This is a genomic window from Gilvimarinus algae, assembly GCF_030518215.1.
Lineage (GTDB): Bacteria > Pseudomonadota > Gammaproteobacteria > Pseudomonadales > Cellvibrionaceae > Gilvimarinus > Gilvimarinus algae.
The window spans coordinates 132,945-158,788 of sequence record NZ_JAULRT010000060.1 but is presented as its reverse complement, the minus strand read 5'-3'; the positions used below and the strand labels follow the sequence as shown (position 1 = coordinate 158,788).

27 protein-coding genes are annotated in these 25,844 nt (G+C 55.2%); 12 read left to right on the top strand and 15 right to left on the bottom strand.

What is annotated here, in order from left to right; translation table 11 throughout:
• The first annotated feature begins 54 nt into the window (after positions 1-54).
• The 6 genes from hemW to QWI16_RS13320 all read left to right on the top strand — a co-directional run bounded on the left by hemW (position 55) and on the right by QWI16_RS13320 (position 8,393).
• The gene (hemW, locus tag QWI16_RS13345; protein WP_302713895.1) at positions 55-1,221 is read left to right on the top strand and encodes a radical SAM family heme chaperone HemW; all 1,167 of its coding nucleotides are present in this window, start codon (positions 55-57) and stop codon (positions 1,219-1,221) included.
• Between the two features lie 78 nt (positions 1,222-1,299).
• Entirely contained in the window at positions 1,300-3,708 is a 2,409-nt protein-coding gene (locus QWI16_RS13340) for a response regulator (protein WP_302713894.1), read from the top strand.
• A 215-nt stretch (positions 3,709-3,923) separates the two neighbouring features.
• Positions 3,924-4,253, top strand: a complete 330-nt coding sequence (trxA, locus tag QWI16_RS13335; RefSeq protein ID WP_302713893.1) for a thioredoxin TrxA — start codon at positions 3,924-3,926, stop codon at positions 4,251-4,253.
• A gap of 371 nt (positions 4,254-4,624) precedes the next feature.
• Positions 4,625-5,884: a transcription termination factor Rho gene (rho, locus tag QWI16_RS13330; protein WP_302713892.1), complete on the top strand. Its 1,260-nt coding sequence runs from the start codon at positions 4,625-4,627 to the stop codon at positions 5,882-5,884.
• Positions 5,885-5,983: 99 nt separating this feature from the next.
• A complete protein-coding gene (ubiD, locus tag QWI16_RS13325; protein ID WP_302713891.1) occupies positions 5,984-7,450 on the top strand; it encodes a 4-hydroxy-3-polyprenylbenzoate decarboxylase in 1,467 nt (488 codons plus the stop codon).
• A gap of 175 nt (positions 7,451-7,625) precedes the next feature.
• Positions 7,626-8,393 (top strand): ThuA domain-containing protein, encoded by a 768-nt coding sequence (locus QWI16_RS13320; RefSeq protein WP_302713890.1) that lies wholly within the window; start codon positions 7,626-7,628, stop codon positions 8,391-8,393.
• A gap of 95 nt (positions 8,394-8,488) precedes the next feature.
• On the opposite strand, the gene QWI16_RS13315 is transcribed toward QWI16_RS13320, so the two are convergent.
• Together QWI16_RS13315 and QWI16_RS13310 are read right to left on the bottom strand one after the other, a co-directional pair.
• Positions 8,489-8,767 carry a hypothetical protein gene (locus tag QWI16_RS13315; RefSeq protein ID WP_302713888.1) on the bottom strand — a complete coding sequence of 93 codons (279 nt, stop codon included), beginning with the start codon at positions 8,765-8,767 and terminating at the stop codon, positions 8,489-8,491.
• A 101-nt stretch (positions 8,768-8,868) separates the two neighbouring features.
• Entirely contained in the window at positions 8,869-9,213 is a 345-nt protein-coding gene (locus tag QWI16_RS13310) for a winged helix-turn-helix transcriptional regulator (protein WP_302713887.1), read from the bottom strand.
• Positions 9,214-9,307: 94 nt separating this feature from the next.
• Between QWI16_RS13310 and QWI16_RS13305 the strand changes: the two genes are divergently transcribed.
• From QWI16_RS13305 to QWI16_RS13290, 4 genes are all read left to right on the top strand, one after another.
• Positions 9,308-9,634 carry a nuclear transport factor 2 family protein gene (locus QWI16_RS13305; RefSeq protein WP_302713886.1) on the top strand — a complete coding sequence of 109 codons (327 nt, stop codon included), beginning with the start codon at positions 9,308-9,310 and terminating at the stop codon, positions 9,632-9,634.
• Positions 9,635-9,639: 5 nt separating this feature from the next.
• Complete coding sequence (locus tag QWI16_RS13300; protein WP_302713884.1) at positions 9,640-10,413, top strand: SDR family oxidoreductase; 774 nt, start codon at positions 9,640-9,642, stop codon at positions 10,411-10,413.
• Between the two features lie 108 nt (positions 10,414-10,521).
• Positions 10,522-11,736, top strand: coding sequence for an AraC family transcriptional regulator (locus QWI16_RS13295; protein ID WP_302713882.1), 1,215 nt, complete (start codon positions 10,522-10,524; stop codon positions 11,734-11,736).
• A 107-nt stretch (positions 11,737-11,843) separates the two neighbouring features.
• Positions 11,844-12,884, top strand: a complete 1,041-nt coding sequence (locus QWI16_RS13290) for an alpha/beta hydrolase (RefSeq protein ID WP_302713880.1) — start codon at positions 11,844-11,846, stop codon at positions 12,882-12,884.
• Between the two features lie 139 nt (positions 12,885-13,023).
• On the opposite strand, the gene QWI16_RS13285 is transcribed toward QWI16_RS13290, so the two are convergent.
• The 11 genes from QWI16_RS13285 to QWI16_RS13235 form a co-directional block, all read right to left on the bottom strand.
• Complete coding sequence (locus QWI16_RS13285; protein ID WP_302713878.1) at positions 13,024-13,347, bottom strand: hypothetical protein; 324 nt, start codon at positions 13,345-13,347, stop codon at positions 13,024-13,026.
• A gap of 96 nt (positions 13,348-13,443) precedes the next feature.
• Entirely contained in the window at positions 13,444-14,673 is a 1,230-nt protein-coding gene (locus tag QWI16_RS13280) for an FAD-dependent oxidoreductase (RefSeq protein ID WP_302713877.1), read from the bottom strand.
• A gap of 115 nt (positions 14,674-14,788) precedes the next feature.
• Positions 14,789-15,229, bottom strand: a complete 441-nt coding sequence (locus QWI16_RS13275) for a sugar 3,4-ketoisomerase (protein ID WP_302713876.1) — start codon at positions 15,227-15,229, stop codon at positions 14,789-14,791.
• Between the two features lie 72 nt (positions 15,230-15,301).
• The gene (locus tag QWI16_RS13270; protein WP_302713874.1) at positions 15,302-15,610 is read right to left on the bottom strand and encodes a hypothetical protein; all 309 of its coding nucleotides are present in this window, start codon (positions 15,608-15,610) and stop codon (positions 15,302-15,304) included.
• A gap of 146 nt (positions 15,611-15,756) precedes the next feature.
• Positions 15,757-16,773 (bottom strand): T6SS phospholipase effector Tle1-like catalytic domain-containing protein, encoded by a 1,017-nt coding sequence (locus tag QWI16_RS13265; RefSeq protein WP_302713873.1) that lies wholly within the window; start codon positions 16,771-16,773, stop codon positions 15,757-15,759.
• Positions 16,774-17,294: 521 nt separating this feature from the next.
• Positions 17,295-18,014 (bottom strand): HNH endonuclease, encoded by a 720-nt coding sequence (locus QWI16_RS13260; RefSeq protein ID WP_302713871.1) that lies wholly within the window; start codon positions 18,012-18,014, stop codon positions 17,295-17,297.
• Between the two features lie 386 nt (positions 18,015-18,400).
• Entirely contained in the window at positions 18,401-18,682 is a 282-nt protein-coding gene (locus QWI16_RS13255; protein WP_302713869.1) for a hypothetical protein, read from the bottom strand.
• Positions 18,683-18,805: 123 nt separating this feature from the next.
• Positions 18,806-19,093 (bottom strand): hypothetical protein, encoded by a 288-nt coding sequence (locus QWI16_RS13250; protein WP_302713867.1) that lies wholly within the window; start codon positions 19,091-19,093, stop codon positions 18,806-18,808.
• A 260-nt stretch (positions 19,094-19,353) separates the two neighbouring features.
• Positions 19,354-19,764 (bottom strand): transposase, encoded by a 411-nt coding sequence (locus QWI16_RS13245; protein ID WP_302713865.1) that lies wholly within the window; start codon positions 19,762-19,764, stop codon positions 19,354-19,356.
• Between the two features lie 299 nt (positions 19,765-20,063).
• On the bottom strand, positions 20,064-20,948 hold the full coding sequence (gene dapA, locus QWI16_RS13240) for a 4-hydroxy-tetrahydrodipicolinate synthase (protein WP_302713863.1): 885 nt from the start codon (positions 20,946-20,948) through the stop codon (positions 20,064-20,066).
• 27 nt (positions 20,949-20,975) lie between these two features.
• Positions 20,976-21,758, bottom strand: coding sequence for an aldolase (locus QWI16_RS13235; protein WP_302713862.1), 783 nt, complete (start codon positions 21,756-21,758; stop codon positions 20,976-20,978).
• A 129-nt stretch (positions 21,759-21,887) separates the two neighbouring features.
• On the opposite strand from QWI16_RS13235, the gene pdxR reads away from it, so the two are divergent.
• Positions 21,888-23,336 carry a MocR-like pyridoxine biosynthesis transcription factor PdxR gene (pdxR, locus tag QWI16_RS13230; protein WP_302713860.1) on the top strand — a complete coding sequence of 483 codons (1,449 nt, stop codon included), beginning with the start codon at positions 21,888-21,890 and terminating at the stop codon, positions 23,334-23,336.
• Positions 23,337-23,408: 72 nt separating this feature from the next.
• On the opposite strand, the gene QWI16_RS13225 is transcribed toward pdxR, so the two are convergent.
• Positions 23,409-24,128 (bottom strand): 3-keto-disaccharide hydrolase, encoded by a 720-nt coding sequence (locus QWI16_RS13225; RefSeq protein WP_302713859.1) that lies wholly within the window; start codon positions 24,126-24,128, stop codon positions 23,409-23,411.
• Between the two features lie 4 nt (positions 24,129-24,132).
• Positions 24,133-24,522: a septal ring lytic transglycosylase RlpA family protein gene (locus QWI16_RS13220; protein WP_302713858.1), complete on the bottom strand. Its 390-nt coding sequence runs from the start codon at positions 24,520-24,522 to the stop codon at positions 24,133-24,135.
• Between the two features lie 281 nt (positions 24,523-24,803).
• Here QWI16_RS13220 and rsgA point away from each other — a divergent pair, with 281 nt between their 5' ends.
• On the top strand, positions 24,804-25,838 hold the full coding sequence (rsgA, locus tag QWI16_RS13215) for a ribosome small subunit-dependent GTPase A (RefSeq protein ID WP_302713856.1): 1,035 nt from the start codon (positions 24,804-24,806) through the stop codon (positions 25,836-25,838).
• The last annotated feature ends 6 nt before the right edge of the window (positions 25,839-25,844 follow it).

Genomic DNA, 25,844 nt, shown 5'->3' with positions numbered 1-25,844 from the left:
GGCCGTTTCACCGTGCGATAATGCCGCCGCGCTATTCATAACCCCGGTACTTTTGTGTCTGCCCTCTGCCTGCCACCGCTGTCGCTGTACATCCACATACCCTGGTGCGTGCGCAAATGCCCCTACTGCGATTTCAACTCGCACCAGCGCGATGAGCAGCTGCCCGAAGACGACTATGTTCGGGCCTTGACCCAGGATTTGCGGCTCGACAGCGAGCTGGCCCAGGGGCGACGCCTCACCAGTATCTTTTTTGGCGGCGGCACACCCAGCCTGTTTTCGGCGGACGCCATCGGCCGGATCCTGGAGGCCGCCGAGCGCATCATCGGCTTTGAGGACGACATCGAAATTACCCTCGAAGCCAACCCCGGCACCTTTGAGCAAGACAAGTTTTCTGGGTTTCGCGCCGCCGGTGTCAACCGGCTGTCCATCGGCATCCAAAGCTTTGCCGACGCCCAACTCAAAGCTCTGGGGCGTATCCACGATGGCGCCGCGGCCAAACGCGCCCTAGCTACGGCCCGGCGCGCCGGCTTTGACAACATTAACCTCGACCTGATGCACGGCCTCCCCGAGCAGAGCCGGGCCGCCGGCCTGCAAGACCTCACCACCGCCATCGACTTTGGTCCCGAGCACATCAGCTGGTACCAGCTCACCATTGAGCCCAATACCGTCTTCTACAACGCTCCGCCCGAGCTGCCCGGTGAGGACACTCTGGCCGACATTCAGGACGAGGGGCACGACACCCTGGAGGCCGCCGGCTACCGGCGCTACGAAGTTTCCGCCTACGCCCGCGGCCCGCGCGCCAGGCACAATGTTAACTACTGGGAGTTTGGCGACTACCTCGGCATAGGCGCCGGCGCCCATGGCAAGCTGACGCTGCCGGCAAACGACGAGATCATTCGCCAGTGGAAAACCCGCCAGCCCGAGCGCTATCTGGCCGCCTGGCAGGGGCCGGGGCGCTTTGCCAACCCGGCCATTGCCGGGCGCGAGCCCATTGAAGTGCCGGCCCGCGGCCTGGAGTTTCTGCTCAACGCCTTGCGCCTGACCGACGGCTGCGAGAGCGCTCTGTTCAGCGAACGCACCGGCCTGGCACTGTCGGCCCTCAACCCCCAGTGGGTCCAGCTGCAGCAGCGCGGCTTGGTCCTACCCAAGGAGAGGCGCATCGGCACCACGGCACTCGGCATGCGCTTTCTCAACGATGTGCTCGAAGCCTACACACCCTAGTCTTTCACACTATCGGCACTTTTGGCGTCGCCTGCTACACTTAGAAAAACGCTATTGAACAGGTAAGTTGTCGAATCAATGCTGCCCTTTACCCGCTATGCCCGCGACAATCCCATCGCGACCCGCCTGCTGGGGCTCATTATTCTTTGCAGCTCACTGATCACCCTGATTGCCATTGTCCTGCAGCTGTACGCCAGCTTTAACGACGATGTCTCGGCGCTGGAAAAACGCTTGGACCAAGTGCGTGTCAGCACCCTTGCGAGCATCACAAAAAGCCTCTGGGGCTTTGATCAGGAGCAGCTGCAAATTCAGGTCTACAGCGTGCTCGATGTGATCGACGTGGTACAGGTGCAGGTGGACTGGCAGGACTGGAACAACGAGCCCCAAACCCTGATCGCCGCCAAGCCCGGCATCAACGCCGACAAAATCGCCGAAAGCCCGGCGCGCTTTCTCACCAAACACTACGACCTGATCTACCAGGACGACACCACCGCCCCTCAGCACCTGGGCACTCTCACCATCACCGCCAACCTCTCTAGCATTTACGACAAGCTCTGGGAGCGCGCGCTGTTTATCGCGCTGATTCAGTTCACTAAGACCCTGCTGGTCTCGCTGCTGATTCTCTGGCTGATTCACACCTTGCTCACCCGGCATATGGACACCATTGCCCAGTACGCCCGCCAGCTTAATCTGAACAAACTGGCCACCCCGCTCACCCTCAGCCGGATCAAAACCGACAAGCATCCGGACGAGCTGGACAACGTCACCGATGCCATCAACCACATGCGTGAAACCCTGCTCGATGACATTGAGCAGCGCCGCTCCATTGAGCTGGCCCTGCTCGCCGAAAAAGAAGAAAAGCTCGAAACCCGGCGCCAGAAGCTCGCCGCCGAAGACGCCAGCCGGGCCAAAAGTCAGTTTTTGGCCACCATGAGCCATGAAATTCGCACTCCCATGAACGGGGTGATCGGCATGCTGGATATGCTGCGCGACACCCCGTTGGACGACAACCAGAAACACTACCTGGATGTGATTCACCGCTCGGGTGAAACCCTGCTGGACATCATTAATGACATCCTCGATTACTCTAAAATCGAGGCGGGCAAGATGCAGCTGGAAACCGCCGAGTTTGATCTACAGGCGCTGATGGAAGACTGTATACAACTGTTTGGCGCCACCGCCAACAAACGCGGCATCGAGCTCTACTGCCACATTGCACCCGACACGCCCACCCGCCTGCGGGGCGACCCCACGCGCCTGCGGCAAATCATCACCAACCTGGTGGGCAACGCCTTTAAATTCACTACCGCCGGCGCGGTCACCCTTGAAGTCAAAGAGGCCAGCGGCTCCACGGCGGCCCTGCCCACACTCGAATTTGCAGTGACCGACACAGGCATCGGTATCAGCCCCGAGGCTCAGGTGCACCTGTTCAACGCCTTTAATCAGGCCGACAGCTCCACCACCCGTAACTACGGCGGCACCGGCCTGGGTCTTGCCATTTGCAAGAGCCTGACCGAGCTTATGCACGGCGACATTGGTGTCACCAGCACCAAAGGCGAGGGCTCGCGTTTTTGGTTTACCGCCTGCTTTGCCCCCTCGCAAACTCAGGCGGCCAAACTCGACACCGACACAGCGCTGGCCGGGCGCCGCTTGCTGCTGGTCGATCACAGCGAGGCCTTGCGCGAGCTGGCACGGCGACTTTGCGACCAGTGGCAGGTTGAGCTGGTCAGCCTGCCGAGTGCCAGCAGCGCGCTCGAACATCTGGATGGGGACAGCGCCTTTGATTTTGCCGTGATTTGCCAGCAGCTGCCGGCCATGTCCGGACTGCAGCTGGCCGAGCGCGTTCGCCGCCATCACTCTGATGACGATTTACCCATCATCCTGCTCACTGGCTCGGACGAGCCCATCAACCCTCAGGCACTTGAGCGCCTCGCCATCACCCGCACCTTGCGCAAACCCCTTATTGAGCGCCAACTGTTTTCTGCGCTGTGCGCGGCGCTGGGCATAGTGCCCGCCCGCGCCGACACGGCTCGCCCCGATAAAGCGCCAGACAGCCACCGCTCGCTCGCGCACCTCAATGTCCTGGTGGCCGAGGACAATGCCGTGAACCGCATGGTGATCAAAGGGCTGTTGAGCAAGCTCTCGGTGGACCCACTAATGGTAGAAAACGGCAGCGAGGCTTTTGACGCGGTGATGGCCGCCGAACCCGCTTTTGACCTGATTCTGATGGATTGCGAAATGCCCGAAATGGACGGTTTTGCCGCCACCCGCGCCATTCGCGAGTTTGAAAAAAGCAACGGCCTTCCGGCCACGACCATTGTGGCGCTCACCGCTCACGCGCTTGAAGAGCATCGCGAAGCGGTGTTTGCCTGCGGCATGGATCACTTTTTGTGCAAGCCCATCACCCTCGACAACCTCTCGCGCGCACTGGATAAACTCGGCCTGGCGCCCGGCGGGGGCATTGACTCGCGCGCCGCCGAATCCTGAGCGGCGCCACTCCATTCAGCCGGCCAAGCACCCAATAGGCCAGCTATATTACCGCTATAGCCTATTGCGGCTTGATCGGTTTGTATCCAGTCCTTATTATTCAGCCCTATCGAAGAGCTTTAAATCCGCTCTTCCGTCCCCATCTACTGGTGCAGGGCATTGCCAATGCACAGAACACTTAAACACCCCACTGCGGGTTTGGAGACTTTTTGACTATGAGTAACGACGCCATTGTTCACGTTACCGACGATTCCTTTGACGCCGATGTGCTGCAGTCTGACCTGCCTGTACTGGTCGATTTTTGGGCAGCTTGGTGCGGCCCCTGTAAAATGATCGCCCCCGTGCTCGACGAGCTGGTGGATCAATATCAGGGCAAAATCAAAATCGCCAAAATGGACGTGGACGCCAACAAGGAAACACCGGCCAAGTTTGGCATTCGCGGTATTCCGACACTCATCGTCTTTAAAGGCGGCAGCGTCGAAGCCACCAAAGTCGGCGCCCTGTCGCGCCCTCAGCTGGTAGAATTTATCGAATCTGTGCTCTGAGTCACCCGCTTTCCTGCAGATGGTTAAGCCATCTGCAGGAAACTTTGCACTTGCGGATTTTTACCGCTATACTCCAGAACACCTGTTACAGCTCTCGTTGGCTCAGCCCAGTATCAGCGTCACGCAAACCCGCCAGATTTGGGCCGATTCAAAGATTCCCTGCATTTTTACTCCAGCTTTCAGTCGATCGCTCTGTGGGTTATCCGGCGAACCGGGTACGCTGTAACAAAAACGTAATTGCAGTTTGCGCGACAAAACAACAATATACGCGCGGCTGAAACAGGCGTTATCGCGCCGCAACCCAAACAATGCCAAGGCCTCTCGGCCCTAACCCCTGCATAAACAATCTACTCAACCTTAAGTCCAACTGTATGAACCTTACCGATCTTAAAAAGAAACCCATTGAAGAACTGATTGATATCGCCCGCGAAACGGGGCAGGAAAACCTCGCCCGCTCGCGCAAGCAGGACATCATCTTTAATATCCTCAAGCGCCACGCGAAAAGCGGTGAAGACATCTACGGCGACGGCGTATTGGAAATTCTGCAGGACGGCTTCGGCTTCTTGCGGTCGGCCGACAGTTCATACCTCGCAGGGCCAGATGACATCTACGTCTCACCGAGCCAGATCCGCCGCTTTAACCTGCGCACCGGTGACACCATTGCGGGCAAGATTCGCCCACCAAAAGAAGGCGAGCGCTACTTTGCCCTACTCAAGGTTAACGAGATTAACTTTGACAAGCCCGAAAGCTCCCGCAATAAAATCCTGTTTGAAAACCTGACTCCCCTCTTCCCCAACGAGCGCCTGCTGCTCGAAGCCGGTAACGGCTCTACCGAAGACCTGACCGGCCGCATCATCGATCTGATCAGCCCTATCGGTAAAGGCCAGCGCGGTCTGATCGTCGCGCCACCCAAGGCCGGTAAAACCATCATGATGCAGAACATTGCCCAGGCCATCACTCGCAACAACCCCGAGTGTCACCTGATTGTGCTGCTGATTGACGAGCGTCCGGAAGAGGTCACCGAAATGCAACGCTCTGTGCGCGGTGAAGTGGTCGCCTCTACCTTTGATGAGCCGCCGGCCCGTCACGTGCAAGTGGCCGATATGGTGATCGAGCGGGCCAAGCGCCTGGTAGAGCACAAAAAAGACGTGATTATTTTGCTGGACTCAATCACCCGTCTCGCGCGCGCCTACAACACCGTTATCCCCTCATCCGGTAAAGTACTCACCGGTGGTGTGGACGCCCACGCACTGGAGCGCCCCAAGCGCTTCTTTGGTGCGGCCCGTAACATTGAAGAGGGCGGCAGTCTGTCGATTATCGCTACCGCACTGGTCGACACCGGCTCGAAAATGGATGAGGTCATCTACGAAGAGTTTAAAGGTACCGGCAACCTCGAGCTGCACCTGGACCGCAAGATTGCCGAGAAGCGAATTTATCCGGCCATCAACGTGCGCCGCTCCGGCACCCGTCGCGAAGACCTGTTGATGAAAGAAGACGAGCTGCAGCGCTCCTGGATTCTGCGCCGCCTGCTCAACGATATGGAAGACGTAGCCGCCACCGAGTTTTTGGTGGACAAGCTCAAAGACTTTAAGACCAACGATGAGTTCTTCCTGTCCATGAAGAGAAAGTAATGAACCGCTAAGCGGCTCACAAAAAAACGGGGAACCAGGTGTTCCCCGTTTTTCGTTATACTTTTCGCCTCTTACCCACGCCCGAACCTCGGATTAGCCATGAAATACACCGACCTTCGCGATTTTATCTCTCAGCTGGAAGCGCGCGGCGAGCTCAAACGCATCACCGCCGAGGTTGACCCCAATCTGGAGATGACCGAAATCTGCGATCGCACTCTGCGCGCCGGTGGTCCCGCCCTGCTATTTGAAAACCCCAAGGGCTACGATATTCCGGTGCTGGGCAACCTGTTTGGTACACCCGAACGCGTGGCCTTGGGCATGGGTGAAGACTCCGTGGCTGCGCTGCGCGAGGTAGGCAAGCTGCTGGCCTTTTTAAAGGAGCCGGAGCCCCCCAAAGGGTTAAAAGACGCCTGGGACAAAATGCCTATTTTCAAGCAAGTGCTGAACATGGCGCCCAAGGTGTTAAAAAAAGCGCCCTGCCAGGATGTCGTGCTTGAAGGCGATGCGGTTGATCTGAACCAGTTACCCATTCAAACCTGCTGGCCTGGCGATGCCGGTCCACTGGTGACCTGGCCCCTGGTGATTACCCGCGGCCCGCACAAAGAGCGGCAAAACCTCGGCATCTACCGCATGCAGAAAATCGGCAAGAACCGCCTGATCATGCGCTGGCTCAGCCACCGCGGCGGCGCGCTGGATTTTCGCGAGTGGCAACAGGCGCATCCGGGCGAGCCCTTTCCAGTGGCCGTTGCCCTGGGCGCCGATCCGGCCACCATTCTCGGCGCCGTCACCCCCGTGCCGGACACCCTGAGCGAATACGCCTTCGCCGGGCTGTTAAGAGGCGCGAAAACCGAGGTGATCAAAGCAGGCGATAACGAGCTGCAAGTGCCCGCCTCGGCCGAGTTTATTTTAGAGGGCCACATTGCCCCGGACGACACCGCGCCCGAGGGGCCCTACGGCGACCACACCGGCTACTACAACGAGGTGGACACCTTTCCGGTGTTTACCGTTACCCGTATCACCCACCGCAAAGAACCCATTTACCACAGCACCTACACCGGTCGCCCGCCGGATGAGCCAGCCGTGCTCGGCCTGGCATTAAACGAGGTGTTTATTCCGCTGCTGCAAAAGCAGTTTCCGGAAATTGTGGACTTTTACCTGCCACCAGAAGGTTGCTCCTACCGAATGGCGGTGGTCACCATGAAAAAACAGTATCCGGGCCACGCCAAGCGGGTCATGATGGGTGTGTGGTCGTTTTTACGGCAGTTTATGTACACCAAGTTCGTGATCGTCACCGACGACGACGTCAATGCCCGCGATTGGAAAGACGTGATCTGGGCCATTACCACCCGTATGGACCCGGCGCGGGACACTACATTGGTGGAAAACACCCCCATCGATTATCTGGATTTTGCCTCCCCCGTCTCCGGCCTGGGCTCTAAGATGGGGCTGGACGCCACCAACAAATGGCCCGGTGAAACCGAGCGCGAATGGGGCGAACCCATCGTCATGGGTCAGGCGGTCAAAGACCGGGTCGACGCGCTATGGCCCGAGCTGGGTATTGATTAGCGCGCGTCCAGTGCGTTAACAGCGCCGCTGCTCAGGTTAATAAGTGCTAAGGTTCCGGCCGCGGTCTTGTCTGCCCTACGGGTGACGTTTATCTTAGGCCGGTAATAGGTTGCTCCAGGGCCCACAACAACTTTTACTTAACGCCCTGATCGATAAGACAATAACGGAGAATGCCATGAAAAAACTCACCGCCCGGCTGGCCCTGTTGGCCAGTCTACTCACGGCCGCCCTGCCCGCTCTGGCTGAACAATTCAGTGTACTGCTGTTTACCAAAACCGGCGGCTGGCACCACGAATCCATTAACGCCGGCGTCACCGCCATGAAGAAAATGGCCGAGCGTCATCACTTCAAGCTCGAATGGCACGAAATGTCCAGCGTCTTTAACGACGAGCGCCTGAAAAGCTACGACGCCATTGTGTTTCTCAACACCACTGCTGACATCCTCAACGATGAGCAGCAAGCCGCCATGGAGCGCTTTATCCAATCCGGCAAAGGCTTTGTCGGCATCCACTCGGCTTCCGACACCGAATACGAGTGGGACTGGTACACCAAAATGGTAGGCCGCACCTTCCACATTCACCCGGCCATTCAAACCGCGGAAATCGACGTTATCGATCGGACATTCCCCGGCGTGGAGCGCATGCCCGATACCTTCCTCTGGACCGATGAGTTCTACGAGTTCGGCGCCGAGCGCATAGAGGGGTTGAACTACATTCTCTCTATTGATGAGAGTACCTACGACCCTGCGGCCGACTGGGGTAAAGTTAAAGGCAAGGGCATGGGCGACTTCCACCCCATTGCCTGGTATCACGAGTACGACGGCGGCCGCGCCTTCTACACGGGCCTCGGCCACGTACCCGCCACCTTTGAAGACAAGTTGTTTCTGGAGCACATTTACGGTGGGCTCTACTGGGCCGCTACCGGTAAAGGTATGCGCAAGTAGACCTGATTTCGCTTTGGCGTTTAATGAGCCCGCTTTTTGCGGGCTTTGTTTTTCCAGAGCACCGCGCTTTAGCCATGCAGGCTAGAGGCTTATGTTCAATTGTTGCTGATCAGATACTGCACCTTTATCCTATAGCTTTCTTCAAATGAAGTGATGGCAGCCAGAATAGAAGATGCCGTTAACAGGGCTAAAGACAATAGAATTATTTTCAGTCCAACGGCAAGCCCAGCGATAAAGCCGTTCAAAGAAAAAGCACTCAAGATCAAATACGCGATTCCAAGCACGCATAAAACGCCACTTAAGAATACGAGCAGACGTGCCACAAACAGCATTACCTTCAGATTCTTCGACTGAATATGTCCATATGGTTTCACTTCTGACTCCTCTTGAACGGTTTTAGAACGACTTCAGGTAGCTAGTGCAGCCGTATAAAGAACCCCCATAAATTTGACAGCGCATCACGCGCAAAAACGGTTTAACTCGCTGGCGGAGCGAAGTGATCCTTTTGCTCAGCCCAACTCAAGAGCGCGTCCAGTGCTGGACACAGCGCCTGGCCCCAATCGGTCAGCCTATACTCAACCTTGGGCGGCACCTGCGGATAGACTTTGCGCGCCACAATTCCATCCGCCTCGAGCTTTCTCAGTTGTTGAGCCAGCATCTTCTGCGAAATCCCCGGAATCAGTTTCTCGAAGTCGGAATAGCGCTGCACTTTGCCGTCAAACAGATGGAAGAGAATCAGTAACTTCCACCGCCCCTCCAATATCTGAATCACCTCCAACACATCGCTCGCCGCGCTAGACGGGGTATAAATCTTTCTCATGGGTTCGTCACTTACTTTTTAGTGCGTTCTTGATTATTAGTAAGTCTAGGAAGATTATTTTGCCTGAGCAAGAGTACCAACGGAGGAAATAATCATGACACTTGTTTTACCCGAACCTATCGAAACCTATTTCATCGCCAGCAACCAGTCAGTTGCACATCGGCTTAAAGAGTGCTTCACCCAAGACGCCGTTGTCCTAGACGAGGGCGGCCATTATCAGGGCCATACCGCCATTGAATCCTGGGCGCTCGAAACACGGGAAAAATATAACTACACGGCCGAGCCCATCACCATAGTGCACGAAAACAACACGGCCGTGGTCACTGCAAAAGTCACCGGAAACTTCCCCGGCAGCCCCATATCCCTCAACTACCACTTTCTGCTCGCTGACCGAAAAATCCACTCACTGGAGATTGGCTAATGGGCATGGACTTAGCACTTAGCGGCAAACGCGTACTGATAACCGCCGGCACTAAAGGCATTGGCAGAGCCGTCACCGAGCTTTTTCGCGAGCAGGGCGCAAAGGTGCTCGCCACCGCAAGGTCGCAGCCCTCGGACTTTCCAAAGGAGCTGTTTATCGGCGCGGACTTAACCACCATCGAGGGCTGTAATGCGCTTGCCGATGAGGTCAATGAGCGCCTGGGTGGGTTGGATATCATCATTCATGTTTTGGGCGGCTCCGCTGCACCGGCAGGCGGCTTCACGGCGTTAAGCGAAGAGATCTGGCAACAGGAGCTTAACCTCAACCTGTTCCCGGCGGTGCGCCTGGACCGCGCCTTGGCGCCCGCCATGCTTGCTCAGGGCGCTGGCGTGATCATTCATGTCACCTCCATTCAACACGAGCTGCCGTTGCCAGAATCAACCACCGCCTACGCAGCCGCGAAAGCCGCCCTGTCGACCTACAGTAAAAGCCTGTCAAAAGAAGTGTCGCCCAAAGGCGTCAGGGTAGTGCGCGTATCACCTGGCTGGGTGGAAACTGAGGCATCGGTGGATTTAATAAAACGGCTTGCCGATCAGGCGGGAACCGACCTTGAGGGCGGTAAGAAAATCATTATGGAATCCTTGGGCGGCATTCCGCTGGGACGCCCCTCTACACCCGCTGAAGTCGCGAACCTGATCGCCTTTCTCGCCTCACCCCTGGCGGCGTCCATCACCGGCACCGAGTACGTGATTGATGGCGGCACTGTGCCTACGGCTTAAGCGCCGTGCGTACGGCTCAACTTCAGTGCAACGGCTCAAGATAGACCCGATTGAATGCAGGGGCGGCTTTGCGTCTAGCGGCGCCCGCGATGGTGGCGGGAAGCACAGTTGATTCCTCTGCAACAAGGCGGCATTATTTCGTTTTCACTTGACGCTCTTGCCATGCTGGTAGTGCAAAGCTCTCTGTTTGCCATCGCCCTGGCCGTTTGCGCGCTGTGCTCAGCGATTGCGGCGCGGTCGGGCTCACCCCTGCGCACACGGTTTTTCGTCGCCTATCTGGCGCTGGAGCTGGCAGGCTTTATCGCCGAGTGGCTGATGCTCCACCCCGGTAGCCCGTTTAAGGCTCTCTGGCTAACCCTGGTAATGGGCCTGTCTTTGCTGGTGGCGCCCTGCCTGTGGTTACTGGCGCGCGAACTCACCGAACGCAAACGCCCACAGCTCACCGAGCTCTGGCCCGGGCATTGTCTCCCCGTCCTCGCCGCCTGGGCGCTGCTCCTGCCGCTGTTATTGCAGAGCCACTGGGGGGCGACCTTCGCCAACCCTCAGGCGCCGGCCTCACCGGCCAACTCACTGTGGATACACGGCACCATGCTGCTTGCCATCGCCATTTTTACCCTGCAAGTGCCCTACTATCTGCGGCGAATCTCCCGCGTGCTTGAGCGCCACAATCACAGCGTACGCACCCTGTTTGCCAAAGCGCCCCAAGGCCCACTGCTGGCTTTGCGTTGGCTGGTTGTGGTGGTCGCCACCAACTGGCTGATCAGCCTGGGGCGCACGCTACATTGCCTGCTGCTGGGCGAGGATTTTGGTTTCGGCTTGCTGTTTACCGCCGTGGAGGTCCTCACCACCTGCGCCGTATTGCTACTGGTTATCCGGCAAACCCTGCCCCTCAGCCAGGCAGACCAGGCGCTTTTGGATACCTTGGGCCCATCCGGTGATTCCGAAGCCGGTAACCCAAAACCCCGCTACCGCCACTCGGGGCTGAGTGACAAAGACGCCACACGTATCGCCGATAAAATCCAGCACGCACTTGAAGTTGACCAGCTCTATTTGCGCGACGATTTGAGCCTGCGCCTGCTCAGCCAGCACATTAACGAAACTCCGCGCTACGTCACCCAAGTCATCAATGAAAGTCTCAACACCCGCTTCTATGAAATTGTGCACCGCTACCGGGTTCAACATGTCGCCAACCAACTAAAAGCAGAGCCGGCCAGCGCCATTACCGAGCTGGCCTTTGCCGCCGGCTTTAACAGCAAATCCACCTTTCACTCCGCCTTTAAGCGCGAACTGGGCATGACGCCCGGCGAGTACCGCAACAGCTAACACGTGCAAGGCAGCGGATAGGGTCCGCCCCGCGCGGGCCGGACGCGCCGCCCCCTGCTTACGCCTAGCCTAAAGCTCCGATCCAGCCTCGTCTTAAGGAGCACACCATGAAACCCACGTTAGCCATTTTGATCACGCTTATCGCCCTGCTATTGCCACCGCCGGCCGTCGCTGCGGGCAAGGTAGAAAGTCTTGAGTTTGAGTCAGCGGTGCTGGCTGAGAACATCATCGGCATCAGCCCACACCGGCGGATCATGGTGTACACACCGGCCAACTACACCCCCTCCGCCCGCTATCCGGTTATCTACTATTTGCACAACTTGGGCTGGTCTGGCGACAGGGTCTTCAGCGTGAATAAATTCAATGAAGTACTCGACCAAGCCATTGAGCGCGGCGATATTCCACCGGTTATCGCGGTCGTACCCGACCTCACTACCAATACCATGGGCACCATGCTAGGCAATGCGCGTGAGAGCGGTCGCTGGCTCGACCACATCAAAAATGAACTGGTGCCCTTGATCGACGCTCGTTACCCCACCGTAAAAAGTGCCAAAGGCCGCGCCCTCAGTGGCGATATGCTGGGCGCCTACGGCGCACTCAAGCTCGCCATGTTTTACCCAGACACCTTTGCCAGCGTCTATGCCCTGCACCCGGTGGCCAATGGCATAGGTGAAGTGCTCATGCGTTCGCGGCCCGACTGGGCGCAAATGAACGCAGCCACCAGCTGGGATGATCTGAAAAGCAACGTTTACTCTGAAGTGTTTATGCTGATGGCCCAGGGCTACCTGCCCAACCCCAACAAGCCGCCGTTTTACGCCGACCTTATGGTGGAAGACATTGACGGCAAGCTACAGGTCAACGTTGAGCACACCCGCAATCTGCGCCGCGGCTTTCTGCTCAATGAAATGCTGCCCGACTACGCCGCCAACCTGAAGCAGCTGTGCGCACTGGGGTTTGACTGGGGGCGTATGGACCCGAACCCGGACCACGTCTACGGCAACCAGGACTTTACCCGTTTGCTGGCCGACTACGGCATAGAACACATGGCCGAGGAACACGGCGGCGGCCCCTGGGACAGAAACTGGGGGCTCCAGGGCCGTATGGCCGAGCGGGCTCTGCCCTTTTTGGGGAAATGCCTGAAGACCTAGCAGACTGTTGAAAACCGCCTGCACAGAATATGTGTCAGGCGGTGCACTGAACTTTTATTAAACGATAATGACTGCAGAGAAGCGACACGTGCACCAAGACTAAAAGCGCTGTACAGCGTTCAACACACAGTCACACCGATCAGGTTCGATCATCTTGTTTTGACTGCACGGACACCACCACGTTGTTCTCAACGGTAATCACAACCAGCGACGCGCTACCGGCCGAGTTGGAGAGGCGGTAGGTCAGCACTTCTCGTTTTAACGGCGCTGCGGCAGAGCCGTCATCGACCGCAATGGTTTCTACCTCTTGGTAGGCGGGCGCCCCGGCGATCAATATGACCTCCTGTTTGCTCGCACCCGCCTGAATTAACTTTCCATTTTCCAGCCGGAAAGACCCATCGGCACTTACTCCAACACAAATGCTAAGTAAGAGCGCCGCCATCAATACTTTAGAAGGTTTCATACCGTTACCACTCCATATGACTTATTGCCAAGGCCAATAATATCGTCTTGCTTCAATTAAGTAGAGAACCATCAAGCAGTTTTTTTCGCCCCGATCTCAAATCAAAGCTTCGGCAATCGCTTCGGCCAGATAGGGCGCCACAGAAAACTTTCCGGTATCGACAGAGATATAGTTGCCGTGACGAAGTACGCCCAGTTTATCCCGGCTGTGTAAATTCGATTTAGGGTCTTCCAGGCTCCCCGTCGCCTGGGCGTAGACCCAACCACCTTGTACCTCGGCCCTCTCCGCCTGCTGGAGTATTCGTGCCGCGCCAGGGAGAATGTCTTTTAATCCGCCCTTAATCTTTGCGATAACGGCGTCTGCGCCCTCAACAGACAACTGCGGTGTCTTGGGCGGCTGAGCGTCCCGCCCCTCGGCGAGCAAGCCTGCCGGGTACCAGGACACATAATAGCGGCCATTGCCGTAGTGCTTGATGTCGCCAAAGGGCCCGGCACAGATCACCGCCGAAGCGTGAGGCGGCGTGTCGGGCGGGCATTCCACAAACGCGGAAACCCGATAGCGATGATGCATACTCACATCGGTGCGCCCCATCAGGGTTTTATCGATTGACGGCCGGCCCGCCCATAAGGCGTTGATCACGACATCAAACCCCGTAAACGGGCCTTGATCCGTCTGCACACCGTAGCGATTGAGCTTCTCGTCTTCGGTGCAAACCGCTTGCACCACTTGCCCGGTAAGTACGGTAATGGAGGGCTCCGCCAACACCCGCCGCACAAGCGCATCGGCGAAAAGGTTGGTATCAATGGAATACTCCGGCACGCGAATCGCCTGGCAGATCAGCTCAGGGTTATAGTCAAAGTCGATGTCAGAGGCGGCGAGACGGCGTAAATCCCCGCGCGAAATACCACGCAAATAATCGCCCACATCCGGGTGGGCAAGCACCAGATCGGTCACCCGCGCGCAATAGTCCCACACCGCATCAGGGCCCACCACGCTGTTTTTGTGTACGAGGTAATTATCGGCTTGCGGGGTTATCCAGGGGGCAATAGAGGTTTCCAGAAGCTGTTCGACAATCGGCCGAAACCGCAAGCCACCGGTCAGTACCTTTTTCGCCGTTTCCAGCGCCCGCGAACCGGAATAGAGATAACCGAGGTGAATCTTGCCCTCATTCCAGCGGCTTGCCTCACCCATGATTCGGGGATGCTGCTCAAACAGCGTGACCGACGCGCCCCGGCGGGCGAGGCTCAGGGCAGTGCAGCAACCCATAATGCCGCCACCGAGTACCGCAACACGCTTCATCGCTTGAGAGCCAGTGGGCAGGCGCACCAGCACTGCCCGCTACCGGCAATACGCTGGACGATAGTGCAGCTCATCGCGCGTTTAAACACGCTTATGCCCTGCCACGCGGGGAGATACACCGTTATCAGGGGAGTCATGGTGGTTAAGATCTATCCCATGCCGAATCAGACAAGGGTAGGTCTGAATAAAGATAATCCGCAGGATCATAGCAATTACTGGCCAACACCAGCAAGCTGGCATGGCAGCTCAGATACTTTTGCCACGCAACATACTTGGGCGGCAGGTAGAGCGCCACCGTCTGGGTATTGAGCGGGTGCAACACCTCGGCACCAAAACTATCGCGTGTCACAACGTCGATCTCACCCTGCAGCGCAATCAGCAACTGGTGCTCCGTGTGGTGCCCGTGGCCGCCACGCACACACCCGACCGGCACATCGCTGACAACGAACATACGCTTAGGCTCAAATGGCAGGCTGGAAAAGTCCACCGGCAACAAGCAGCCACGGTTATCTGCCAGTCCTTCCAAGTGAATGATTGTTGGCTTTGGCTGGTCACCAGGCGCTGTGTTTTTATGGGATGGCATAGCGAAAAGTCATTTGCTGTGATCTATTGGGCATAGGGTAACCCAATTTACCCTCTTCGAGTTAGGCACGTCTCATTGTATGGTCGCAGTACCGATACATCGCTGATAAATTAGCTTAATAACACTACCCTTTTTAAAGCTCGCGCTTAGGTCAGGGGGATAGCTGCCAACCAAAAAGGCTTCACCACGGCCACCAGGAGGTATTGGTAAGGTGACGTCCAGCTGCCCCCAAAACTGTTGATTGCTTTTCTCAAAACACATATCGGGCCGAAATTTCTCACCCTGGACAACAGGCGTTTGGCGACCGCCGATTTCTGTTGGAAACAAATAAACTTGTACCTTTATCGGTGGATCAATGGGTTCAAATTTTTGGCCAGCCATATAGTTTAGCCTTCGTCTCAAGCGCCGTGTAAGCTGGCAAGCCGATGCGAGTTGCGAACAGCGCCTCTCCGGCCAAAGAGAATCTGTTTTTGCCATAAGTATAGGAATTTCGAAGCCTTTTTGATGGCCGTTATAATTTAGCAAAACTAATTGACTATCGGTACTTTCGACCAATCCCCGTCAACTGACTCCAGAAGCTTTCTAATGGCATTACTCTTCTGCTGGTAGTTATACGCATTTGAGTCCCAGCGCTTTTTAACTGAGAGATGGATGGGGCCGCTTATGGTGCGGATGAAATTTTGTCTAAGCTTATAGAAATGTTTACGTTCATTGTGCTGTTTGTCAGTGTGATCAGGAGCCAAGGCGTCCAAAAAATGCTTTTCGAACTTAAGGCCTGTGGATTGGGCCTCTTTCAGCATCCATTCACTAGCGCAATGACTTAGCCCCTTTTCTCTGTAGCCACCACCGACATCAGAATGCACGCCAGAGAACCAGACTTGCTTTAGATCCAACCCCGGCTTTTCGTCCCAGAGGGTCGGCTCAAAATCCTCGCGGTTTTCATCAATAGATACCGCGTGCCGGGCATGGCGAACTATCTTGCTGGGCTCAGTATCGTGAAATAAATACTTATTGGTATCGAGACTCCCTAGAAATGGCACGGGTATACCTAATGCACCCACCGTATCCCACACGCCAACAAAATCTATTTCCGTAATATCTTCTAAAGCGTATTTCTTCCGGAAATTAACTGCCTCGGACTCGTTGGGGCTGCTTTTCTTAGTGCGCTTGCGATAGAGCTCATAGGCATCGTTAATTTTTTCTGCATGTTCACGACGCAACAATCCACAGTTTCGAATGAACCCACATAAAGAGCGCACGGTGTAGGCACCACGGCTAAAACCAAAAAAATACAGCTCGTCTTTCTTGTTGTAGTTATGAACCAAAAAGCGATAGCAATCGATGATATTCTTATCTATGCCCTCGCCCGAAATACCGCCGGATAGCTTCTTACGATCTGTGCCCACTCCCCAATCATAAAATACGACCTGATCGACACCTGCAACATGCGGCCTCACCGATCTCGCCATTTGCAATACATTTGTTGGCTCGCCTTGTTCTGGCGAATTCCATGTTCCATCGGCAAAAATCGCTATTCTTTTCATCTTCCCTGTTCTCCTATTCTCTGTTTGCCAGTGAAAATCCACATCACTTTTATCTGGACTTCACACGATACTGAGGTGTTCGCCTTAGCGGGTTAAGTTCACATTTCGCGTTCCGTGACTTGCTAAGTGGATGATTCTCATTTTTACTACCGTACAAATTCGACTTTTTCAGTAATTGTAGTAATACAATTACCAGCGATCTTTCCATCATGATCTTTTGTAGCCGGAAGCTTTAGTTCAATTTTTCCGTCATACATATCAGTTACCTCAAGAGGGCCTCTACAAGCATCCTGGAGAACTTCGTACGATTCAGGTGGCTCATACTCAAACCAATGAGACTCCACCTCTAACAGCCTTACATAGCTTCCAATTTTTACTTCGCTGTCCATAAATTATGGCTCGACACTCGTAATACACTTAACGCTTAGATCACCATCTGTATAACGACCTGCATAAGGGGCGCCGCGGTAGCGGCGTCCCAGTGAACGAGAGTGAGCGATCTTGATGCACTGGTTAGGCCTTTAGTGTCCTGTTTCATTTCTTCGCGTAAGAAGATCATTTATAGCCAGAACGACTTTTTCATCGCTGTGCCCAAGTTTCGAAAGCAAGTCGATAACGGCATCTGGTTCAAACCAGTAAAAGGCACTATCTAGCCCTTCTTTAAGCGACTTCATTTGAACATTGGTTAGCCTAGCCATGTATGCTCTTATTCGGCTTTCAGTTTTTGCTCTATCCTCGTGGCACGAGTGACACAAACACCTTAGCGCACTAAGTGGATATTCCCATGGTTCATTACCTTCGCGCATTACAGTGTAATAACAATGATGTGTTTCTAACCTATCTGTACCACCACAATCTTGGCATTTCCATCCTGCTCGCTCTTTAACTAATTTCGATTTTTCTTTCCATCTCGGATCTCTTAGCTTTTGCGAGTAACTTCCTCCTAACGGGGTATAGTCATAATCTGGAATCGGGTAAAACCCCATATTCCATGAATGTCCTTGTTCATAATAGTATCCAAATGATTCGATATAATCGTCGAACTCTTCTGTGTCTCCGCCAAAATTTAGCATTGTGTGAAGCCCACCCTCGAATACAAGAACCAGATCAGAATCGTTTAGATAGTCCTCATTTCTCAAGCGCCACTCTTCAATCGAATAAAATCCTGTATCGATGTCTAAATCGTTACGAATTAGCCATTCTTCAATGGCAGCTCTTAATCTTTCAATATTACTCGGCATTCTTTGTGGCCTGACGCCTCAAGCGGAGGCGCGCTTTAGCGCGTCCTTCTGACTTGACTTGTTACATGTGTTTTAGTCATTGCATCTAACCAGTTTATTTGAAAGTAAGCTATAGATCGTACAAGAAACACCAATGAGTATCATTAACCATACTAAGAGCTCGTTTTGAAAAAAATAGTTTACAAAGAATGAGCCAATGAAAGCGGCAACAAGCCCAGCGCGGAATAGGTTTGCATGGGGGCTAAAAATAATTTTTTCATTGCAATTAGGGCAATTAAAATATTTAGGCTTTTCAAGCCTTCGTATTAAATCTTGATCTTTGATTTTGGATACATCTAAGGCTTTGTTGCATACTGGACAGCTAAACCTTGTATATTCTAAATAGATCATTGCAACCCTGAATTAATTATTCTTTGTTTAAGGGGCGTATATTTTTCTAAGTATTCTTCACTTATTGGGACTGAGTCATCAGAAAAATGCATTAATGTATACCACTCTTGAGTTGCTTTTTCATAATCATCTTCGTCGATCAGATTTAAAATACTTTTGCATTGAGTAGACGCAGAAAGGAAAGCGCTCTTATTTGTATCTGAGATTGATAACAGATAGAAATGAAAAAATACCTTTTCAAGAGCAAGAAAATTCTTTGTGAGAAGTTTCTTATTCACTCAATCTCCATATGCATGTAACGCCCGGCTCACCGAGCAAATTTTTGATGGTGGCTTTTTTGCGTGTTTTTGCAAAAAAGGTGACAGCGGAAATTTGTCCGATGCAGCCGTTTGTTATGCGCTTTACTTGTTTGTGACGAAATCATCTTTGCTTGCATAAATTTGAAACTTAATTGGGTATTGCTTTGCCCATTTGAGCAATACTTTTTGTACCTCACCAACTCTTGATTCAGGAATGGTTGATGTGTACAACCATATACCAATGTTTTTTTCTTCAGTTGGTAAATCTTCGCAATCTATGCTGAATTTAGATTGTCCACTTTGTATTGATAGAGCATGAGTATACATATGAACATTTCGCTGTAACGAAATATCCCAGCCATCTATCATGTCATTTACGTTACGTTCCATCTAGATCTCTATTGCCGCATAACATCTATGGACGCCCCGTTTTGTGCAAGCAAAATATGGTGACAGTTTAGGTTTGCAGCCATCTATACGGATTCTAGTTGGAGACTTGCTCCGATCACTGGATGAGAGCCGCTGATTCGGACCTAATCATTTGTAGCGTTCTTAAAAGAACGTTGTTAGGGCCAGGTTGACCGAACCTTAGTGTACCTATTAGTCATCAATGTAATTTTACCTGCGCAAACCAAGATCGCCTCGAAGTTCTAAGCGGTAACTTCTCGATATCGCTCGCCTTTCACTAATAGAGCCCATGCGACTCGGGCCAACTTGTTGGCCAGCGCCACGATCACCGTGTTTCTATGACACCTGGTCTGCAGCTGCCTCAGCCAAGCAGTGACCGGTCGTCGTGGGTTCATATGTCTTAGAACCGCTCTAGCACCGTGTATCAGCATTCGTCTTAAGTAGGCATCACCTCGTTTACTGATCCCTATCAGCCGAGGCTTCCCTCCCGTTGAGTGCTGCCTTGGTACCAGGCCCAACCAAGCCGAGAATTGACGGCCAGACTTAAATGATTGTGCCCGCCCCACTGTCGCCATTTGTATATCGCGCATGCGCGTTATCACTCCTTGAAAAAACTTTAGGAGAGCTGCGCAAGCTTTTGACTTTTCAGCCATTTAATCGGTATTTGAGTTCTGGGAAGGGGAAGCAAAGCGTGCGTGCGCATTATATCGCGCACGGCGGTCTTGTTATCTCACCTTCCGAACTGGTTAAGCGTTTGACTATAAACGTTTTTCTGTATATTGAAAACTGTAAAGCGTGGACATCCAACGGGCAATGCGTGCACGTTAGGCCGCAACATCTGAATATCACTGTATACCTGCACATGCCTGAAATGGTGGTTTAGACGCTTTGCATGAATGATACGCTTATACAAAATACGGAGGGGGCTGCCCCCACTCCGTATTCCGGCAGTTTACCCAAAGGCTTTTAGCAAGGTTTCCAGCCGTTCGGTGTTAGAGGCGCTGAGCGGACTCAGCGGTTTGCGCGGTACACCGACGTTTAACCCTTTGAGCGCCAGGCCGGCTTTCACGGTGGTAGGCAGCCCGCCTTTAAGAATAAATTGCAGCAGCGGCAGTTGCTGGTAGAAAAGCTCGCGTGCGCTGTCGAGGTCGTTGTCTTTAACCGCCCGGTAAAGCCGCAGGGGCAAATCGCCAATTAGGTTAGGCGCGGCGGTGCACCAGCCGCTGGCACCGGCGGCAAAGGCTTCCAGTGCCAGAGGGTTGCTGCCGTTATAAAACGGCAGGTCGCCTTGGGTGAGTGCGGCGATTTTGTGCATGCGCTGAACATCGCCAGTGCTCTCTTTCACCATAGTGACATTGTCGATGGACTGAAACATAAGGCAGATCAGCTCCGGCGTCATGTCGATGCCGCTGGTGGCCGGGTTGTTGTAGACCATAATCGGCACCGAGATCGCCTGGGCGATGGCGGCGTAGTGCTCGAAGATTTCTTCGTCCGAGAGCTTCCAGTAGGACGCGGGCAATACCATTACGGCATCCGCCCCCAGGCTTTCAGCTATTTTCGCCCGGCTGACGGCGCCTTGGGTGGTGATGTCCGATACGCCGACGATCACCGGTAGCCGCTTGGCAACGGCTTTGATGCTGGCCTCGGCGACTTGTACCCATTCATCGTCATTGAGGTAGGCACTTTCGCCGGTGCTGCCCAGCGGCGCTATGGCGTTGGAGCCGGTACTGACCAGCCGGTCGATCAGCCTGTTTAGCGCGGCAACATCAATCTTGCCTTGCTCATCAAAGGGGGTGATTGGGTAGGTGATAATGCCTTCAAAGGTGGTGGTTTGCATTTCGTTGTGTCTCCAGTGGGTGTTGAGTCAGTTCAAACAATCGGGGTGGCTGCGCAGCGCTCTGCGTGCGTAGTAAGAAAAGAACGCCTGGTAGCGCTTCTCGGTGGAAATCCAGCCATGTGCCTCGCGGGCCAGGGCCGGGTCAATGGGCTGTATGGCACCGGCTGCCATGGCGGTGAGCTGCATCTTGGCGGCGCGCTCGATCAGATGCGCAAGCATCAGCGCTTCTTCAACGCTTTTTCCTGTTACCAGCAGCCCGTGGTGAGCGAGCAAAAGCGTGCGCTTGTTGCCCAGCGCCTGGGAGATGAGTACGCCCTCTTCATTGCCCACGGGTATACCGGGCCAGTTGCCGAGAAAGGCGCAGTCGTCAAACAAGGGGCAGGTATCCATGTGGGAGACCACCAGCGGTTCTTCCAACATGGATAGGGTGGCGGCGTAAAACGGGTGCGTGTGGATGATGCAGTTCACCGCCGGATGCTCGCGGTAGACCCAGGTGTGAAAGCGGTTGGCCGGGTTCGGCATGCCCTCGCCCTCCAGCCGGTTAAGGTCCTGATCCACCAGCAGCAGATTGGACGCCGAGATTTCATCAAACCCCAGGCCCAGTTGCTGTGTGTAGTAGGTGTCAGTGGCGCTCGCCCGTGCGGTAATCTGACCGGCGAGGCCGGAGTCGTGACCGGCGTCGAACAAAATGCGGCAGGTGAGCGCCAGCTTTTCGCGCGTGCTCCAGGTGGGCGCGGCTTGCGTTTTTTCCATAAGCTGCTGCGACTGTTTTACCAGTTCACTCTTTGGCATGTTTAACGTGGATGTCATTTGCTCCTCCTTCTGGCTGTGGCGAGGTTGACAATGGCCTCTTGGTGGCCAATAGTGCGCCAAGCTTCTGGACCAGAAAAACATCCAGTTTTTTAATTAATAAGGGTCCAGACTTGGGAGGAGTAAACCGTGCTTCGTAACTGGCAGCTGATCATCACCCTGGAGCGCAAGGGCGAGCTGGCCCTGCACCTGCAGATTGTGCAGGCCATTGTTCAGGAGATTCGCCGGGGGCGATTGGTGGCGGGCGATGCCCTGCCGGGCAGCCGGGCGCTGGCCAATGCCCTGAGCATTAACCGCAAAACGGCGGTGCAAGCCTATGAGGAGCTTTTGGCGCAGGGCTGGATAGAAACGCGCCCGCGCAAGGGCGCCTTTGTCAGTGCCGCCCTGCCCAATGTCAGCCACAGCCTGAACCCGCCAAGTGAGGAGCCATTGGCGGCGCCACTAACCAGCCGCTCAGCGCTAAACGCCGATGAGGATAAACCCCTTTTGCAGTTCAGCGACGGCGTGCCCGACACCCGCCTGGTTCCCTTTAACGCTATATCACGGGCTTTTCGCCATGCCATTGTGTCTTCCTCGCGGGCCAACCAGCTCGCCTATGGCGATCCGCGCGGCAGCGCACGCTTGCGGGCAGCGGTTGCGCAAATGTTGCGGGCCGAACGGGGCATGGCGGTAGCGGACGAGCAAGTGTGTATTGTCCGGGGCAGCCAAATGGGCATTTACTTGAGCGCCCAACTGCTGGCGGGCAGCGGGCGCAGTATCGCGCTGGAAACCCTGAGCTATCCGCCTGCGCGTGAGGCCTTTCGCGCCTGCGGCCTGACGGTGATCGATGTGCAGCAGGATGCGCAGGGCATGGATTTAGACCACCTGGAAAAGCTTTGCCAACAACACCGCTTGGGCGCGGTTTACACCACGCCCCACCACCAGTTTCCCACGACGGTAATGCTGCCCGTGGAGCGGCGGATGCGCTTGCTGGAACTCTCGACTAAGTACGGTTTCACGATTATTGAAGACGACTACGACCACGAGTTTCACTTCTCCCACAGCCCGATGCTGCCACTGGCTAGCGCGCAGGCGGCCGAAAACGTTATTCATATCGGCTCGCTGTCCAAGGTGCTCGCACCCGGTTTGCGCGTCGGGTATTTGGTAGCGCCCAGACCCATCGTAGATCGCTGCGCCGAGCAGATTATGCTGATCGACCGCCAGGGCAATGCCATTACCGAGCTGGCCGTTGAAGAGCTGATGCGCGACGGCGAGGTAAAGCGCCATATCCGCCGTGCGTTAAAAATTTATCAAGCCAGGCGCGACCACGCCGTCGGCCAGGTGGCAAAGCATCTGCCCCAGGCAGAGTTTACCGTTCCGCCCGGCGGGCTTGCCCTCTGGCTGCGCTTTCCCCCGGCCACTCCCATGCGGGAGATTGAAGCGCGAGCCCAGCATGCCGGCCTGGGTATTTTGCCCGGCTACCGGTTCTCGGGGCGCGGTGAAGACATACCGGCACTGCGACTCGGCTATGCCAGCATGAACAGCGGTGAATTTGATCACGCGATTGCCCTGTTGGCGAAGGCGTTTAAGCGAGAATAAAAAGACGATGCCGGCACAGCCACGCCATGGAGTGAACAATTGCGCTGGGGCCTGTTACTAAGCCCTAAAAAATTAATGCTTTGGATTTTTCGGCTCAGGTGGCGGCAATTGGGTGATGCGAATGCGACGAAACTGAATGGTATTGGCGGTATCGCCACTGCTGGCGTAGGCGGCACTGCCGTGGTGTTGCAGGCCAATGTGCCCCTCGGCAAATTTGGTGTCCGTTACCGCTGTGGTGAGCACGCCGTTGACCCAGACGGTGATCTCTGGCCCCAAGGCGCGAATTTTGTAGTGATTCCAGGCACCTGGGTTAAAGGCTTTGGCTTTTGCCGGCGTCCACTGCGGTGAGTGATTGGCTTTAAAGTGCTCGCCCGGCGCCGAGCGCTCCGGGTGCCGCGGAAAGAGCCACTCGCGCTCGGTGGCTTGCTCATAAAGCCCACCGCTCCAGCGCCGCTCGGAAGGGTCCACCTCGGCTTGATAACCATAGGCGTAGTAGCTTTCTATCGCCGGGTCATAGGCGATTTGCCCGCGAAACATCACGCCGGAGTTCACGTACTCCTCTGGCTGTGGCAATTTAACCTCCAGCTCTAACTCAAAGTCGCGGTAACGCTTTTTACTGAGCAAAAACCAGTTATCGGTAGAGATCAGGTGAATCTCACCCTCCGCCCAACGCGTTTCACCAAAGGCGCTGACGTTCATCCACAGTTGCGGGTTGTCGGTGACATCAACGCTGCCGGCGCGGGCTGAAAATGAGAGGAGTAACCCCACCCATACACCCAAATTGGCTCGCATAGAATTACCGCACCACTTCAAGGGTGACATCCGCCAATCCCAGGTCTGTATCCGCAATAGCGGCAAAGGCCGATCGCGACAGGTCAATCACCCGGCCGTCGATAAACGGGCCTCGGTCGTTAATTTTTACCGTTACCGCATCGCCAGTGATGTTATTGGTGACTCTGACTTTGGTGCCAAAGGGCAAGGTGCGGTGCGCCGCGGTGTTTAGCAGCTGATTAAAGCGCTCGCCACTGGCGGTTTTACGAAACTGATATTTGGCCGCATAAAACGAGGCCTTGCCCTGCTCGGAATAACCCACCAAGTGCGCGGAGCTTTTTGCAGTAATACTGCTGCACGCCGCCACCAGGCTTAGGGCGAAGAAGAGTATAAAAAGATAATGCCTCGGGCGCATAGGCTCTCTTGATGATGTCCGTCGATTCAAAGAAGTCTAGTCTACCTTATGGCGCTGCTGCGACCCAGGTGGCAACGGCCGCTTCGGCTGACTATGGTCCTGACGAGAAAACCCTGCTAAAGTTCCCGATCAATTACTCACGGTGAGGAGGTCTTACGATGATTGTATCCACCCCTGGCCGGGCGCGCGCCGCTTAAACCCGCCACGCCCGGTTGCTCAACCGGGGCTGTAAAAAGCTCCTGTCTTTCTACATTGCGGTTTCATTGCCGTAAGGGGTTTTTGTGGACGCTATTTCTCTGGCCAACCTGGGTTGGCACACTTTTTTTCAACAACAACTGACGCTGGACGAGTGGGAGGCCACTGCGCCGGTGCGAGTGTTGGCCGTACACCGCTCGCAGCTGCTCGCCATGGGCGATACCGGCACTGTCACCCTCCCCATCACACCGGCCATGCCGGTGCTGACCGTGGGCGACTGGCTGCTGCTCAACGACGGCCACTTTAGCCGCTTACTGGAGCGCAACAGTGTTTTCTCACGCAAAGCATCCGGCGCCAAAGTCGCGGAACAGTTACTGGCCGCCAATGTGGACACCGCGTTTATTGTCTGCTCGCTCAATGACGACTTTAATCTCAATCGCATAGAGCGCTATTTGGCAATGACCCACGAGGCCGGCGCGGAGCCTGTGGTGGTACTCACCAAGCGGGATTTATGCAACCAGGCCGATGACAAGCGCCGGCAGGTGCAAGAGCTGGACCCGCTGCTGTGCGTCGAGACCATTAACGGCTTGGACGCCGACAGTGCCACCGCGCTCTCGCCCTGGTGCCGGCCGGGGCAAACCATTGTCGTGCTCGGCTCCTCCGGGGCGGGAAAATCCACGCTCACCAATACGCTGCTCGGCGCCAATATCCAGGCCACAGGCGCTATTCGCGAAGACGACAGCAAAGGCCGGCACACCACCACCGGCCGCACCCTGCTGCCGATGCCCGGCGGCGCGCTGATTATCGACACGCCGGGGCTGCGTGAACTGCAGCTGGCAACAGGCAGCGAGGCTATAGAAGCCACGTTTAGCGAGATTACCTCGCTGGCCGCGCGCTGCCGCTTTGGCGATTGCCAGCACCACCAGGAGCCCGGCTGCGCCGTGCTGGATGCCTTAGAGCGGGGCTTGCTGGACGAGCGACGTTATCAGAGCTTTATCAAACTCAGCCGGGAGCAGGCCCGCAACGAGGCCACCCTGGCCGAGCGCCACGAGGCGGACAAAGCCCTGGGCAAACTCTACCGGCGCACGCAGGCAGAGAGCCGACGGTACAAAGGTAAATAAATCAAA

What these genes read in the sequence shown, in the direction of transcription:
- QWI16_RS13340 (WP_302713894.1), top strand. Translation starts at nt 1,300, where the DNA reads ATGCTGCCCTTTACCCGCTATGCCCGCGACAATCCCATCGCGACCCGC.
- trxA (WP_302713893.1), top strand. Translation starts at nt 3,924, where the DNA reads ATGAGTAACGACGCCATTGTTCACGTTACCGACGATTCCTTTGACGCC.
- rho (WP_302713892.1), top strand. Translation starts at nt 4,625, where the DNA reads ATGAACCTTACCGATCTTAAAAAGAAACCCATTGAAGAACTGATTGAT.
- ubiD (WP_302713891.1), top strand. Translation starts at nt 5,984, where the DNA reads ATGAAATACACCGACCTTCGCGATTTTATCTCTCAGCTGGAAGCGCGC.
- QWI16_RS13320 (WP_302713890.1), top strand. Translation starts at nt 7,626, where the DNA reads ATGAAAAAACTCACCGCCCGGCTGGCCCTGTTGGCCAGTCTACTCACG.
- QWI16_RS13310 (WP_302713887.1), bottom strand. Translation starts at nt 9,213, where the DNA reads ATGAGAAAGATTTATACCCCGTCTAGCGCGGCGAGCGATGTGTTGGAG.
- QWI16_RS13305 (WP_302713886.1), top strand. Translation starts at nt 9,308, where the DNA reads ATGACACTTGTTTTACCCGAACCTATCGAAACCTATTTCATCGCCAGC.
- QWI16_RS13300 (WP_302713884.1), top strand. Translation starts at nt 9,640, where the DNA reads ATGGACTTAGCACTTAGCGGCAAACGCGTACTGATAACCGCCGGCACT.
- QWI16_RS13290 (WP_302713880.1), top strand. Translation starts at nt 11,844, where the DNA reads ATGAAACCCACGTTAGCCATTTTGATCACGCTTATCGCCCTGCTATTG.
- QWI16_RS13285 (WP_302713878.1), bottom strand. Translation starts at nt 13,347, where the DNA reads ATGAAACCTTCTAAAGTATTGATGGCGGCGCTCTTACTTAGCATTTGT.
- QWI16_RS13275 (WP_302713876.1), bottom strand. Translation starts at nt 15,229, where the DNA reads ATGCCATCCCATAAAAACACAGCGCCTGGTGACCAGCCAAAGCCAACA.
- QWI16_RS13270 (WP_302713874.1), bottom strand. Translation starts at nt 15,610, where the DNA reads ATGGCTGGCCAAAAATTTGAACCCATTGATCCACCGATAAAGGTACAA.
- QWI16_RS13265 (WP_302713873.1), bottom strand. Translation starts at nt 16,773, where the DNA reads ATGAAAAGAATAGCGATTTTTGCCGATGGAACATGGAATTCGCCAGAA.
- QWI16_RS13260 (WP_302713871.1), bottom strand. Translation starts at nt 18,014, where the DNA reads ATGCCGAGTAATATTGAAAGATTAAGAGCTGCCATTGAAGAATGGCTA.
- QWI16_RS13250 (WP_302713867.1), bottom strand. Translation starts at nt 19,093, where the DNA reads ATGGAACGTAACGTAAATGACATGATAGATGGCTGGGATATTTCGTTA.
- QWI16_RS13245 (WP_302713865.1), bottom strand. Translation starts at nt 19,764, where the DNA reads ATGGCTGAAAAGTCAAAAGCTTGCGCAGCTCTCCTAAAGTTTTTTCAA.
- dapA (WP_302713863.1), bottom strand. Translation starts at nt 20,948, where the DNA reads ATGCAAACCACCACCTTTGAAGGCATTATCACCTACCCAATCACCCCC.
- QWI16_RS13235 (WP_302713862.1), bottom strand. Translation starts at nt 21,758, where the DNA reads ATGACATCCACGTTAAACATGCCAAAGAGTGAACTGGTAAAACAGTCG.
- QWI16_RS13225 (WP_302713859.1), bottom strand. Translation starts at nt 24,128, where the DNA reads ATGCGAGCCAATTTGGGTGTATGGGTGGGGTTACTCCTCTCATTTTCA.
- QWI16_RS13220 (WP_302713858.1), bottom strand. Translation starts at nt 24,522, where the DNA reads ATGCGCCCGAGGCATTATCTTTTTATACTCTTCTTCGCCCTAAGCCTG.